Source organism: Salmonella sp. SG203, from assembly GCF_013350575.1.
GTDB lineage: Bacteria > Pseudomonadota > Gammaproteobacteria > Enterobacterales > Enterobacteriaceae > Salmonella > Salmonella enterica.
This window is the reverse complement of record NZ_SNMT01000004.1, coordinates 187009-199820: the sequence shown is the minus strand read 5'-3', so window position 1 is coordinate 199820 and position 12812 is coordinate 187009. Positions and strand designations below refer to the sequence as shown.

General features: G+C 54.2%; 15 protein-coding genes. 5 read left to right on the top strand and 10 right to left on the bottom strand.

The genetic code is table 11. The features are described from left to right. The first annotated feature begins 60 nt into the window (after window positions 1–60). Genes ptsJ through HV477_RS08750 form a run of 4 tightly spaced genes read left to right on the top strand, consistent with a single transcriptional unit; the run spans window position 61 to window position 3078 of the window. Window positions 61–1353 (top strand): transcriptional regulator PtsJ, encoded by a 1293-nt coding sequence (gene ptsJ / locus HV477_RS08765; RefSeq protein WP_000565104.1) that lies wholly within the window; start codon window positions 61–63, stop codon window positions 1351–1353. Between the two features lie 14 nt (window positions 1354–1367). Next, window positions 1368–2087 carry a GMP synthase gene (locus HV477_RS08760; protein ID WP_001263753.1) on the top strand — a complete coding sequence of 240 codons (720 nt, stop codon included), beginning with the start codon at window positions 1368–1370 and terminating at the stop codon, window positions 2085–2087. A gap of 58 nt (window positions 2088–2145) precedes the next feature. Then, a complete protein-coding gene (locus tag HV477_RS08755) occupies window positions 2146–2526 on the top strand; it encodes a YfeK family protein (RefSeq protein WP_000710730.1) in 381 nt (126 codons plus the stop codon). 12 nt (window positions 2527–2538) lie between these two features. Continuing rightward, window positions 2539–3078, top strand: a complete 540-nt coding sequence (locus HV477_RS08750; RefSeq protein WP_001119689.1) for a transglycosylase domain-containing protein — start codon at window positions 2539–2541, stop codon at window positions 3076–3078. A 130-nt stretch (window positions 3079–3208) separates the two neighbouring features. Here HV477_RS08750 and cysM read toward each other — a convergent pair whose 3' ends face one another. The 10 genes from cysM to HV477_RS08700 form a co-directional block, all read right to left on the bottom strand. After that, window positions 3209–4120, bottom strand: a complete 912-nt coding sequence (cysM, locus tag HV477_RS08745) for a cysteine synthase CysM (protein WP_001093886.1) — start codon at window positions 4118–4120, stop codon at window positions 3209–3211. 120 nt (window positions 4121–4240) lie between these two features. Further along, window positions 4241–5335 carry a sulfate/thiosulfate ABC transporter ATP-binding protein CysA gene (gene cysA / locus HV477_RS08740; protein ID WP_000021072.1) on the bottom strand — a complete coding sequence of 365 codons (1095 nt, stop codon included), beginning with the start codon at window positions 5333–5335 and terminating at the stop codon, window positions 4241–4243. Then, window positions 5325–6200, bottom strand: a complete 876-nt coding sequence (gene cysW / locus HV477_RS08735) for a sulfate/thiosulfate ABC transporter permease CysW (protein WP_000852705.1) — start codon at window positions 6198–6200, stop codon at window positions 5325–5327. The genes cysA and cysW overlap by 11 nt, the downstream gene beginning before the upstream one ends. Continuing rightward, window positions 6200–7033 carry a sulfate/thiosulfate ABC transporter permease CysT gene (gene cysT / locus HV477_RS08730; RefSeq protein ID WP_175064951.1) on the bottom strand — a complete coding sequence of 278 codons (834 nt, stop codon included), beginning with the start codon at window positions 7031–7033 and terminating at the stop codon, window positions 6200–6202. Before cysT ends, cysW begins: the two co-directional genes overlap by 1 nt. Further along, the gene (gene cysP, locus HV477_RS08725) at window positions 7033–8049 is read right to left on the bottom strand and encodes a thiosulfate/sulfate ABC transporter substrate-binding protein CysP (RefSeq protein WP_000290273.1); all 1017 of its coding nucleotides are present in this window, start codon (window positions 8047–8049) and stop codon (window positions 7033–7035) included. Before cysP ends, cysT begins: the two co-directional genes overlap by 1 nt. A 157-nt stretch (window positions 8050–8206) precedes the next feature. After that, window positions 8207–8998: an SDR family oxidoreductase UcpA gene (gene ucpA / locus HV477_RS08720; RefSeq protein ID WP_000517460.1), complete on the bottom strand. Its 792-nt coding sequence runs from the start codon at window positions 8996–8998 to the stop codon at window positions 8207–8209. Window positions 8999–9235: 237 nt separating this feature from the next. Then, window positions 9236–10135, bottom strand: a complete 900-nt coding sequence (gene yfeX / locus HV477_RS08715; protein ID WP_000084583.1) for a porphyrinogen peroxidase — start codon at window positions 10133–10135, stop codon at window positions 9236–9238. Window positions 10136–10229: 94 nt separating this feature from the next. After that, window positions 10230–10805, bottom strand: a complete 576-nt coding sequence (locus tag HV477_RS08710; RefSeq protein WP_000838971.1) for an RpoE-regulated lipoprotein — start codon at window positions 10803–10805, stop codon at window positions 10230–10232. Window positions 10806–10866: 61 nt separating this feature from the next. Beyond that, complete coding sequence (locus HV477_RS08705) at window positions 10867–11316, bottom strand: DUF2919 domain-containing protein (protein ID WP_058656115.1); 450 nt, start codon at window positions 11314–11316, stop codon at window positions 10867–10869. Further along, window positions 11303–11728, bottom strand: coding sequence for a GNAT family acetyltransferase (locus HV477_RS08700; RefSeq protein ID WP_000406008.1), 426 nt, complete (start codon window positions 11726–11728; stop codon window positions 11303–11305). Before HV477_RS08700 ends, HV477_RS08705 begins: the two co-directional genes overlap by 14 nt. Window positions 11729–11940: 212 nt before the next feature. Here HV477_RS08700 and amiA point away from each other — a divergent pair, with 212 nt between their 5' ends. Continuing rightward, a complete protein-coding gene (gene amiA, locus HV477_RS08695) occupies window positions 11941–12810 on the top strand; it encodes an N-acetylmuramoyl-L-alanine amidase AmiA (protein ID WP_000102881.1) in 870 nt (289 codons plus the stop codon). Window positions 12811–12812 lie beyond the last annotated feature (2 nt).

Below are 12812 nucleotides of genomic sequence, written 5' to 3'. Positions count from 1 at the left end.
GCAGGCTACCGCCTCATTATCATTGTCATATGCTAAAATTCATTTTGTCATAGGTCAATAATGATCGACGGAAAAACCGCTAACGAAATTTTTGACAGTATCCGTCAACACATTATCGCCGGCACGTTACGGGCGGAGGATTCGCTCCCGCCGGTACGGGAGCTGGCAAGCGAATTAAAGGTGAACCGCAATACCGTCGCAGCGGCGTATAAACGGCTGATAATGGCGGGACTGGCGCAAAGTTTAGGCCGCAATGGGACGGTGATTAAAGGCAGTCCGTCTCCCGTAGCGCTGGAAGGCGGCGATCCACATACGCCTCTGCACGACCTTTCCGGCGGCAATCCCGATCCGCAGCGTCTGCCTGACCTTAGCCGTTATTTTGCCCGTCTCAGCCGCACGCCGCATCTCTACGGCGATGCGCCCGTTTCCCCTGAACTACACGCCTGGGCGGCGCGCTGGCTACGAGATGCCACCCCCGTCGCAGGCGAAATTGATATCACCAGCGGAGCTATCGACGCCATTGAAAGACTGCTTTGCGCGCATCTGCTGCCGGGCGACAGCGTCGCGGTGGAAGATCCCTGTTTTTTAAGCAGTATCAATATGCTGCGCTATGCCGGTTTTAGCGCCAGCCCGGTCAGTGTGGATAGCGAAGGAATGCAGCCTGAAAAGCTGGAACAGGCGCTAAACCAGGGCGCGCGGGCAGTGATCTTAACGCCGCGCGCGCACAACCCTACCGGCTGTAGCCTGAGCGCTCGCCGTGCCGCTGCGCTGCAAAATATACTGGCGCGTTACCCTCAGGTAGTAGTCATTATCGACGATCACTTCGCCCTGCTTTCTTCGTCGCCCTGGCAGCCGGTTATTGCGCAGACAACGCAACACTGGGCGGTGATACGCTCCGTTTCCAAAGCCCTCGGCCCCGATTTACGTCTTGCTATTGTCGCCAGCGACAGCGCGACCTCGGCAAAACTTCGGCTGCGGCTAAATGCCGGTAGTCAGTGGGTCAGCCATCTGTTACAGGATCTGGTCTACGCCTGCCTGACCGACCCTGAGTATCAGCACAGGCTGACGCAAACGCGGCTGTTTTACGCCGTCCGGCAACAAAAACTGGCCCGCGCCCTACAGCAATATGGCATCGCCATTTCTCCCGGCGACGGCGTGAATGCCTGGCTCCCACTGGACACCCATAGCCAGGCTACCGCGTTTACGCTGGCAAAATCCGGCTGGCTGGTACGTGAGGGAGAAGCCTTTGGCGTAAGCGCGCCGTCTCACGGTCTACGTATCACGCTGTCGACATTAAATGACAGCGAGATCAACACGCTGGCGGCTGATGTCCATCAGGCGCTAAATCGCTAACAGGAGAAAATAACGTGCGAGTTCATTTTGTTGTCCATGAGTCGTTTGAATCCGCTGGCGCTTATCTGAAATGGGCTGAAGATCGCGGTTATACCATTTCATGGTCGCGCGTCTATGCCGGAGAAGCGCTACCGCCCAATGCCGATGAGTTCGATATGCTCGTGGTATTTGGCGGTCCGCAGTCGCCGCGCACCACCCGCGAAGAGTGCCCGTACTTTGACTCTCGCGCCGAACAGCACTTAATTAATCAGGCGATTACGGCCCGGCGAATGGTTATCGGCATTTGTCTTGGTTCGCAGCTCATTGGCGAGGCGCTGGGCGCCGCGGTGTGCCAAAGTCCGGAAAAAGAGATTGGCCACTACCCTATTACGCTCACTGAAGCCGGTCTGCGGCATCCGCTTATCGCCCACTTTGGCTCACCGTTAACCGTCGGCCACTGGCACAACGATATGCCAGGACTCACCGATCAGGCGACCGTGCTGGCCGAAAGCGAAGGCTGTCCACGTCAGATAGTGCAGTACGGTAATTTTGTCTACGGTTTCCAGTGCCATATGGAATTTACCGTCGAGGCGGTTGAAGGATTAATCCAACATTCGCAGCAGGAGCTGGCCGACGCGCAAGGGAAGCGTTTTATCCGCTCGGTTGCCGAAATGCGCGCATGGAATTACCAGCAAATGAATGAAAAGCTGTGGCGTTTTCTGGATGAACTCACGCTGGCGCACTCACAAAAATAACCCCACCAGGAGTGCAACTTATTACCCGGCTAACGGTCTGAGGTGCAGTGATTATCGCATGAAAAAGGATTTTACCATGAAGAAAATTGTCTGCGCCGTCGTTGCGCTCCTGCTGACCCTACCCGCCTGGGCGAAGCTAAACGCCCACGAAGAAGCGCGCATTAACGCCATGCTGAATGCGCTGGCGCAGAAAAAGGATCTGACCTTCGTTCGTAACGGTGATGCGCATAACTGCGAGGAAGCCGTATCGCACCTGCGCTTAAAACTGGGTAACACGCGCAATCGTATCGACACCGCCGAACAGTTTATCGATAAAGTCGCGTCGTCGTCGTCCATCACCGGAAAGCCCTATATCGTTAAAATTCCCGGTAAAAGCGATGAAAACGCGCAGCCTTATTTACATGCGCTTATTGCGGAAACGGATAAGAATGTTGAGTAAGAAAAAATCATAATGCCAGGCGTGTTACTGTGGTTTTTTAAAGGCGTTATCGCGCTTCTGTTAGCGTTTGCTGTAGGGTTAACCGTTTACTATTATCTGGAAATTCGTCCCATAGCCCAGACCGCATTACAGAGCGCCTCTTTCTGGTTGTCCGAATCGCCGCAGACGCGTTTTTTGCGCCGCGCTGCGGCCAAAATACATCCCAAATCTTATACTGCCAGATTGCTCTATACCCAAGCCGGCGTGGATGGGCATTTCAGGACCGCGATCTGGGTGTTCTGGTTGGACAGCCTGTACCGCGACGACGAGCTATATGCCATGATGCTGGCGCAAGCGTATTATGGCCGGGATTCGCAGGGTAACGCGGTTTACGGTACGAAAAATGCGGCGTTAACGTTATTTCACGTACCAGTGACAGAGATGGCCTGCCAGCAACAAGTACAACTGATTTATATGTTTAAAGCGCCGTCACTTTACCGGCCTGGTTCAGCCAGGCTGGTAGAAAGCAGCAAGCATTACATGACGCTTTGCCAGGAACAAATACAACAATAAGAACAACAGACGAGCTTTTATTATAAAAGACGACGGTAATGCGCTGGCGCACATAGAAAATCGGCAAGATATTCCCGCTTGTCAAAGGCGCCGTTGCCTGTGTATATCCCAACCAGCTAAACCTGTTAGTTTAAATCCCTGCCCCCTGGCTGAAATGCTCTTCACCAAACACGCCGGTAGACAAGTAACGGTCGCCGCGATCGCAGATGATCGCCACCACTATCGCGCCGGGCGTGGCTCGTGCGACGCGTAACGCGCCCGCTACCGCGCCGCCGGAACTCACGCCGCAGAAAATGCCTTCACGAACTGCCAGTTCACGCATGGTGTTTTCGGCATCATTCTGATGAATATCCAGCACCTCATCTACCAGCGAGGCGTTAAAAATGCCCGGCATATATTCCGCAGGCCAGCGTCGAATGCCCGGAATACTGCTGCCCTCTTCCGGCTGTAGGCCAACGATGGTGACCGGTTTTTCCTGCTCGCGCAGAAAACGCGACACGCCGGTAATGGTGCCGGTCGTGCCCATGCTGGAGACAAAATGGGTGATGCGACCTGACGTTTGCCGCCAGATTTCCGGGCCGGTGGTCGTGTAGTGGGCGTAGGGATTATCAGGATTATTAAACTGATCGAGCAGTTTGCCCTCGCCTCGTTCAGACATAGCGAGCGCTAAATCGCGCGCCCCTTCCATTCCCTGCTCTTTAGTGACCAGAATCAGTTCCGCGCCATAGGCCCGCATTGCCGCCCGACGCTCCTGACTCATGTTGTCCGGCATCAACAGCTTCATGCGATAACCTTTCAGCGCGGCGATCATCGCCAGCGCAATGCCAGTGTTGCCGCTGGTCGCTTCAATCAGGACATCGCCCGGTTTAATTTCCCCGCGCTTTTCCGCCTCGACAATCATCGATAGCGCCGCGCGATCTTTCACCGATCCTGCCGGATTATTGCCTTCCAGCTTGACCCAGATTTCACTGCCGTTATCCGGCCCCAGCCGTTGTAATTTGACCAGCGGCGTATTGCCGATGGTTTGTTCTAATGTATTCACGTTTTCAGCTCAATAAAAATGCCGGGTGGCGCTGTGCTTACCCGGCCTACAAAATCACGATATACGCTGTAGGCCCGGTAAGCGAAGCGCCACCGGGCGATAACTATGCAAATTAACCTATCAGGCAGACTCCGCAAGAGCAAGCGCCTCATGGGGCTCAATACGCTGGTCGCCATGATAGAGACGTGCGTTCTGTAAGCCGACAAACAAACGCTCGCCGCGCTGCGGGACGTCGTCACCCGCCATCACCACCGTCAGCGGATCGTGATACCACCCCAGCGGCTGTACCACTAACTGTGTATAGTGACCTTTCGGGCTGGCCTCAATGACCTGTACTGGTAGCGGAGAATCCAGGCTGGTGCGGCGGCTAATATCCACCTCCCACGGACGCAGGAACAGATCGACCGGCCCCTGGTACGCGGGCGTATAACCCAGCGGCCAGCGATGCGCGCCAACGTGAAACTGCCCGCCGCGGACGGTGCCTGTCAGGCGGTTCACCTCGCCCATAAACTCCAGTACGAAGCGGGTTGCCGGTTCACGCCACACCCGATCCGGCGCATCAGCCTGTTCGATATTGCCCTGACTCATCACCACTACCCGATCCGCCACTTCCGTCGCTTCTTCCTGATCGTGGGTGACAAAGACGCTGGTGAATTTCAGTTCTTCATGTAGCTGGCGCAACCAGCGACGTAACTCTTTACGTACCTGGGCATCCAGCGCGCCAAACGGTTCATCCAGCAGTAGAATTTGCGGTTCCACGGCAAGCGCGCGCGCCAGCGCCACGCGCTGTTTTTGTCCGCCGGAAAGCTGGGCGGGGAAGCGATCCGCGAGGTGCGCCAGTTGCACCATCTCCAGCAATTGCGTCACTTTCGTTTTAATCGCCGCCGCAGTTGGGCGGTCGCGTCGCGGCAGCACCGTCAGGCCAAAAGCGATGTTGTCAAACACCGTCATATGGCGAAACAGCGCATAGTGCTGAAACACAAAACCGACTTTACGCTCACGCGCGTGCAGGCGGCTAACGTCCGTACCGTGGAAACGAATATGACCGCTGGACTGATGTTCCAGCCCGGCAATAATGCGCAGCAGCGTCGTTTTGCCGGAACCTGACGGCCCCAACAAGGCAACCATCTGGCCGGAAGGAATATCCAGCGAGATATCATTCAGTACCTGAGTGCGACCAAACGATTTCTTAATTCTGGCGATCTCAATGCTCATGATTTTCCTCCTGTTGCGCGCGTTTTTCCTGATTCTCCAGACGCCATTGCAACATGCTCTTCAAAAACAGGGTAATAATCGCCATTAGCGTCAACAATGCGGCGGCGGTAAAGGAGCCGACGGTGTTGTAGTCCTGCTCCAGCAATTCAATCTGTAACGGTAGCGATAACGTTTCGCCGCGAATCGAGCCGGACACCACCGACACCGCGCCAAACTCGCCAATCGCGCGGGCGTTGGTTAATACCACGCCGTAGAGTAGCGCCCAGCGAATATTCGGCAACGTCACACGGCGAAACATTTGCCAGCCGGATGCGCCCAGTAAAATCGCCGCCTCATCTTCCTGACTGCCCTGGCTGAGCATCACTGGCACCAGTTCGCGCACCACAAACGGACAGGTGACAAAAATAGTGACCAGTACCATCCCCGGCCAGGAGAACATCATTTGCAAATTATGTTCATCCAGCCAGCCGCCCAACGGGCCGTTGGAGCCATAAAACAACAGATAGACCAGACCGGCCACCACCGGCGAGACGGCAAAGGGAATATCCAGCAGGGTCAGCAGTAGCTGACGTCCGGGGAAGTTAAAGCGCGTCACCAGCCACGCCAGCAGAATGCCGAACACCAGATTCACCGGCACTGCGATCAAGGCAATCAACACCGTCAGCCAGATGGCGTGCAGCATGTCCGGATCGGCCAGATTTTGCAGTACCGGCATTAACCCTTTGCTGAACGCCTGCACGAAGATGTAAATCATCGGCACCAGCAGGATAAACGCCGAAACCAGCATCCCGACGCCAATCAGAAACCATTTTCCCCAGTTAATACGGGGGACGTCGTATCGCTTCAATTGAGTCACTTCCGCCATTAATGACCTACCACACGTCGACCAAAGCGACTTTGCAAGGTATTGATAGAGAACAGCAGCAGCAAGGATGCCGCAAGGATCACCGAGGCAATGGCGCTAGCGGCCGGGTAATCAAACTCCTGCAAGCGCACAAAAATCATCAGCGAGGTCACTTCTGTTTTCCAGGCAATATTTCCAGCGATAAAAATCACCGCGCCAAACTCGCCCAGGCTACGGGTAAAAGAGAGCGCCACGCCGGCAATCAGCGCAGGCGACAGCTCAGGCAGCACGACTTTGCGAAAACTTTGCAGCCGGGTGGCCCCCAGCGTTTGTGCCGCTTCTTCATATTCCGGCCCCAGCTCTTCCAGTACCGGCTGGACGGTGCGCACCACAAATGGAATGCTGGTAAAGGCCATCGCCACCGCAATACCGAGCCAGGTATAGGTCACTTTGATATCAAACTGCGCGAGAAACTGACCGTAGAAACCGTTCACTGAGAACAGCGAAGCCAGCGTCAGACCCGCCACCGCTGTCGGCAGCGCAAACGGCAGATCCATCAGCGCATCCAGCAACGTGCACCCTGGAAAACGGTAGCGGGTTAAAATCCACGCCATCAACAGGCCAAACACGCCGTTAAAAATCGATGCCACAAATGCCGCCAGTAGCGTCACTTTATAGGCAGCCACCACCTGAGGGTTGGTCACGACATCCCAGTATTGCGCCCAGCTCATCTGTGAGAGCTGCATCACCAGCGCGCTCAACGGCAACAGTAGGATCAGGCAGACAAACAGCAAACTGGTGCCGAGGCTTAACGTAAAGCCGGGCAGCACGCGTCGGGAAGAAACGGCAAGCATTACTTACGCCCCGCCGCCAATAGTTTGTCCAGCTCGCCGCCGCTGGCAAAGTGCGTTTTCATCACTTCCGGCCAGGAACCAAACTTGTCTTCCACGCGGAACAGTTCGGTCTGCGGGAATTTATCTGCTTGCTTGCCCATGATTTCCGGGTTATTCACGCGGTAGTAGTAATGGGTAATGATGGTCTGCGCCTGCGGGCTATACAGCCAGTTCAGGTAAGCTTTGGCGGCTTTTTCTGTGCCGTTGGCCTGCACGTTTTTATCCACCCAGGCGACCGGGAATTCAGCAAGAATGTTCGTTTTCGGGATCACCACTTCAAATCCCTGGGCTTCATATTGTTTGCGGATGTTGTTCACTTCCGATTCAAAACTAATCAGCACATCGCCCAGACCACGCTCGGCAAAGGTAGTCGTAGCGCCGCGACCGCCGGTATCAAACACTTCGACGTTTTTCAGGAACTGGGTCATAAACTGTTCGGTTTTGGCTTTATCGCCGCCGTCCGCGTTATCCGCCGCGCCCCATGCCGCCAGATACGTATAGCGGGCGTTGCCGGAGGTTTTCGGGTTAGGGAAAATCAGCTTCACGTCGGAACGTACAAGATCGCTCCAGTCGTGAATATTTTTCGGGTTCCCCTTGCGCACCAGGAAGCCCATCGTGGAATAGAATGGCGAACTGTTGTTCGGCAGACGGCTTTGCCAGTCGGCAGGGATCAGTTTGCCTTTATCATGAAGAATCTGTACGTCGGTCACCTGATTGTAGGTCACGACGTCTGCCTTCAGTCCCTGCAAAATCGCCAGCGCCTGTTTTGATGACCCGGCATGAGACTGCTTAATCGTCAGCTTATCGCCGCCGTTATCCTTCGCCCATTGTTGCTCAAACGGCGGGTTAAGGGCGGCAAACAGCTCGCGGGAGACATCGTATGAGCTGTTCAGCAGCTCTGTTGCCTGCGCCTGCCCTGCCAGTAACAGCATTGCTGCCAGCGTCAGGGGTCTCTTTTTCAGTAAGTTAACGGCCATTGCGCACCCTTATAAATTTAATGACTTTCTTATGGTCATCATATTTATAACCAGCGCTAAAGGAGTAACGGTTTTATATACCGTTTGATGATTTGAAAGTTGAAAAGGGAATAAGAGAATCCCTCCCCACGCGGCGCGGGGAGGAGACCGGCATCAATCAGACACCTACGCTTACGCTTTCAGGCAGGGTACTGCCGCCATCAATGACGTTTTGCGTTCCGGTAAGATAGCTGGACTCATCGGAAGCCAGAAATGCCGCCAGTTCCCCTACTTCCAGCGGATCGGCAAGACGGCGTAGCGGAATGGCTTTTGCCATTTCCGTTAATACCGATTCCGGATCGTCAGGGTTAGACTGACGGGCAATGCTTTCCGCCATCGGCGTTCTTACATAACCGGGGCAAATGGCATTCACGCGAATACCGGACTGCGCATACTCTACCGCCAGCGATTTGGTTAAACCGACAATGGCGGCTTTTGACAGCGCATAGGCCGTTTCACCCGGGTCCGCCACCATATCTCCCGTGACGGAAGACATCATCACAATGCGGCCATCTTTACGTTTAATCATCTCCGGCAGGACGGCTTTGGTGACGTTCCAGACACCTTTAATATTAATATCAATGTGGAAATCGCGATCTTCTTCACTCATATCGAGGAAGTTGCCCAGACGGCACACGCCAGCGTTATTCACCAAAATATCAATTCTACCTTCAGTCTCTTTGGCGCGCGCAACCGCCGCCTGCACCGAAGCAAAATCTCTGACGTCAGCCTTAACGGCAGTACAGCGATGCCCGCGCCCGCCCAGCTCATCCGCCAGCTTTTCAATCTCATCGGAGATATCCAGCAAGATTAAGTTCGCGCCGTGGCGTGCGAATACGCGAGCGATCCCTTCGCCAATCCCCTGCGATGCGCCCGTAATCAATGCTGTCTTGCCCGTGAGTTTACCCATTTTCAATGTCTCCTTTTGAATATGGAGTCTTACACTCCATTAACACTGAAAATACAGTAATAACAAATAAGTGCTGAGGAATAGCTCACTAATTCAGGTAAATATTAGGTAAAAAAATCCCCGCGGAGGCGGGGATGGGTATTTTTATGCTGTTCTGCCTGATGGCGCTGCGCTTATCAGGCCTACCAATCGTAGGTCAGATAAAGCGGCTGCGCTGCCATCCGACAGGGTTTTACCTTATAGCGCTAACAGGCGATCCAGCGACGGCGCAAAATAGTAGCCGCCAGTTACCGGCTTGGTGAAGCGCAGCATCGCGTCGCGTTTACCGTCGGTATCGCCGAACATACTCAGAAGCTGCTGTTCGATATTGTGCAGACGCGCGCAGTAAGCGCAGAAATAGAGACCATGAGTGCCGCTGGCGGTGCCGTATGGCAGGCTCTGACGCACAATCTTCAGCCCTTTGCCATCTTCTTTGAGATCGACGCGGCTCAGGTGAGATGTTGCCGGACGCGCATCGCCGTCAATCTCTTCATTGGCTTCTTTGGTACGCCCGATCATCATCTCCTGATCGTGAATACTCATCCGGTTAAGTTGCTTGAGATTGTGTTCCCAACGCTGCACGAACACATAACTGCCGCCGGCATCCACGCCATCTTTGATCACCGCCACTTCACGACGCGTCTCTTCGCCTGCCGGGTTCTCTGTCCCGTCGACAAAGCCGCTCAGATCGCGTTCTTCCACCCAACGGAAGCCGTGAACTTCTTCTTTCACGTCGATACAGTCGCCGAAGGCTTCCATCGCCGCCTGGGCAACAGAAAAATTCACATCGTGGCGCAGGGAAAGGATATGGATCAGCACGTCATACTGCGTGGCCGGCGCCAGCCCTTTACCATAAGGAATAAAATCTTTCAGTTCTTCCGCCCCGACGCCGCCGCTCAGGGCGCGCCAGGTGTTGTTGCCAAACGCCACAACGGCCCCAAGATGGGCGTCCGGAAATTTGACTTCGAAGGTCGCCAGTTTATCGGCAAATGTTCTGCTGGCCGCGCGCAGGGCGTCCAGGTCGCCTTTTACATTGGCTTCAATCCAAATTGCCGCACGGCAATGTTCCGGCAAAATGCCACTTTGAACCTGAGACATGATTCCTCCTGAAAATGAGAATGCCACGCAGTCGTGGCATTAATGGAGGCTATTTTACCTTGTTTTTAAGCGGAGCGGTTTGTTCAGGCGCAAATTAACGACGCCAGATAATTTTGCGCACGTCCCAGTTTTTTAAGACGTCATCAGGAGGCATTAAGCCTTCCGGTCCGCTCCACTCTCCGGAGAAAACATAGCTAATATGCTGACTTCCCTCGGCTTTACATTCGACGCTGGTATGGCTATCGCTGGAAACCGGCTCGCAGTGGCCAAACGCTTTGCTGTAAAGGTCACTAAACGGCGTACCGATTTTGCCCCCCGCGGCGGTTGGGATATCGCTGTCCAGCACATCAATACGGCTCACGGTTCCCTGCTCGCCGTTGATCACCATCGCGACGCTGTCGCCCTTCATCGCTTCGAAAAAGCGCACCACGTTGCCGTTATCGGTTTTCATACCGCTACGCAGGCGATAATCGCCATCTAATGCCTCTGCAATAGCCGGCTCTTCCAGCGGCGTGGCGGCGGTCAGCGCTCCCACGCCTTGCTCAGTGACTTCTGTCGAGGAACCAAACCAGTTCCATGGATTTGCGGCAGACCAGTTGACCGAGGAGAGCGTCGAACAACCAGTCAGCGCCAGCGGCAGTGCGAGTAAAGTCAAACGCAGCGATTTCATCTCACTTCCTTTCTTTTATTAATTAACGTTGGTTGGAGTACGGGTTCGCCAAAAAGTGCCGTTATTCTTTCTCAAGGGAAAAACAGGCACGCAAACGTTGATTGGTTAACAGCCAGATCAGCGCGACGATGTCCGCCAGCAGCAGCGCCAGCCCGACGCCGCTGACCGGGTCGCCACCCAGCCACATCACCGGCAGCCAGCACAACGACACCAGTTGAGCAAGAATCAGGAGTCCGCGCAGCCAGCGCCACACACCAGGAAACGCTTCACGCCGCCCGCTGAGCAAAAACGCCACTACCGCCGGAACGCCGGGCAACAGCCCCAGCCAAAAATTGTCATGGTCGGGATAAAAAAAGTTTAACAAAGTATTACCCTGTCCACGGGATGAACCGGCAATGACAAAGAGTACCCAGGCGCGCGCCTGAAGTAGCAGTACGCACCAGAACAGAAACGGCAGGCGTAAACGTCCGTGTACATCATAATCGGCTGGATGAAACTCAGTACTCTTCATCTTCAATCAGGCGTTTACCCAAACTTAGGGCGTCAGAATGCTCATACCCCAGACGTTCATACATGCCCAGCACAACGTCGTTATCATCGCGCACCATAATTTGGATTTTCGGACACCCGCGGGCGATGAGTTTTTTTTCCAGCCGGTTAAGCAACGCATTCGCAATGCCGCGCCCACGGAACTCCGGGTGAACGCCCAGGTAATACGCAGAGCCGCGATGCCCGTCATAACCGCCCATTACCGTACCGACGACTTCGCCGCTAACTTCCGCAACGAGGAACAAGCTGACATCGTGATTCACCTTGCGTTCAATATCCATTTCAGGATCGTTCCATGGACGCAGCAGGTCGCAACGCTCCCAGAGGGTGATCACCTCTTCGAAATCTTCCTGGCGAAAAACGCGTATTTCCATGGTATTCGTTGCCTTTTCGGGTGGAAAAACCAAGATTATGGCGCAAACATCTGATTCAGCCAATATCTGACGCGATGTAGCGGAAAAAATGGCATAATGGCGATGTGTCACGTATTGAAATGAAAAGTAAAACAATTCTCATCACCAACCGTCGTAACGGATTACGCGATACGATATAACATCTTGAACTTAATTTTCACAACTCAGGCCGTATGAGCACTTTTAAACTCCTAAAAACTCTCACATCGCGCCGCCAGGTACTCAAAACAGGTCTGGCGGCCCTGACGCTGTCAGGTATGTCGCACGCAGTAGCCAAAGAAGAAACGCTAAAAACCAGTAATGGTCACAGCAAACCCAAAACCAAAAAAACCGGCAGTAAACGGTTGGTGATGCTCGACCCCGGACACGGCGGCATCGATACCGGCGCGATTGGCCGCAACGGTTCTCAGGAAAAACACGTCGTACTGGCAATTGCCAAAAACGTACGCGCTATTTTGCGCAATCACGGAATCGATGCGCGTTTAACCCGGACAGGGGATACCTTTATTCCGCTGTACGATCGGGTGGAAATCGCCCATAAGCACGGCGCGGATCTGTTTATGTCTATTCATGCCGATGGTTTTACCAACCCGAAAGCAGCGGGCGCTTCCGTTTTTGCGCTTTCCAACCGCGGGGCCAGTAGCGCCATGGCGAAGTATCTCTCCGAGCGTGAAAACCGCGCGGACGAAGTGGCGGGTAAAAAAGCCACTGACCGGGATCATCTATTACAACAAGTTTTGTTTGATCTGGTGCAAACCGATACGATTAAAAACAGTCTGACGTTGGGTTCGCATATTCTCAAGAAAATCAAACCTATACATAAATTACACAGCCGCACTACCGAACAAGCGGCTTTCGTGGTGCTAAAATCACCGTCAATTCCGTCGGTGCTGGTCGAAACCTCGTTTATTACCAATCCGGAAGAAGAACGCCTGCTGGGCACGACGGCGTTTCGCCAGAAAATCGCTACGGCGATCGCCAACGGCATCATCAGTTATTTTCACTGGTTTGATAACCAGAAAGCACACACGAAGAAACGGTAATC

Coding starts and splice junctions, on each gene's coding strand:
- ptsJ (WP_000565104.1), top strand. CDS start 61: ATGATCGACGGAAAAACCGCTAACGAAATTTTTGACAGTATCCGTCAA.
- HV477_RS08755 (WP_000710730.1), top strand. CDS start 2,146: ATGAAAAAGGATTTTACCATGAAGAAAATTGTCTGCGCCGTCGTTGCG.
- HV477_RS08750 (WP_001119689.1), top strand. CDS start 2,539: ATGCCAGGCGTGTTACTGTGGTTTTTTAAAGGCGTTATCGCGCTTCTG.
- cysA (WP_000021072.1), bottom strand. CDS start 5,335: ATGAGCATTGAGATCGCCAGAATTAAGAAATCGTTTGGTCGCACTCAG.
- cysW (WP_000852705.1), bottom strand. CDS start 6,200: ATGGCGGAAGTGACTCAATTGAAGCGATACGACGTCCCCCGTATTAAC.
- cysT (WP_175064951.1), bottom strand. CDS start 7,033: ATGCTTGCCGTTTCTTCCCGACGCGTGCTGCCCGGCTTTACGTTAAGC.
- cysP (WP_000290273.1), bottom strand. CDS start 8,049: ATGGCCGTTAACTTACTGAAAAAGAGACCCCTGACGCTGGCAGCAATG.
- ucpA (WP_000517460.1), bottom strand. CDS start 8,998: ATGGGTAAACTCACGGGCAAGACAGCATTGATTACGGGCGCATCGCAG.
- yfeX (WP_000084583.1), bottom strand. CDS start 10,135: ATGTCTCAGGTTCAAAGTGGCATTTTGCCGGAACATTGCCGTGCGGCA.
- HV477_RS08710 (WP_000838971.1), bottom strand. CDS start 10,805: ATGAAATCGCTGCGTTTGACTTTACTCGCACTGCCGCTGGCGCTGACT.
- HV477_RS08705 (WP_058656115.1), bottom strand. CDS start 11,316: ATGAAGAGTACTGAGTTTCATCCAGCCGATTATGATGTACACGGACGT.
- HV477_RS08700 (WP_000406008.1), bottom strand. CDS start 11,728: ATGGAAATACGCGTTTTTCGCCAGGAAGATTTCGAAGAGGTGATCACC.
- amiA (WP_000102881.1), top strand. CDS start 11,941: ATGAGCACTTTTAAACTCCTAAAAACTCTCACATCGCGCCGCCAGGTA.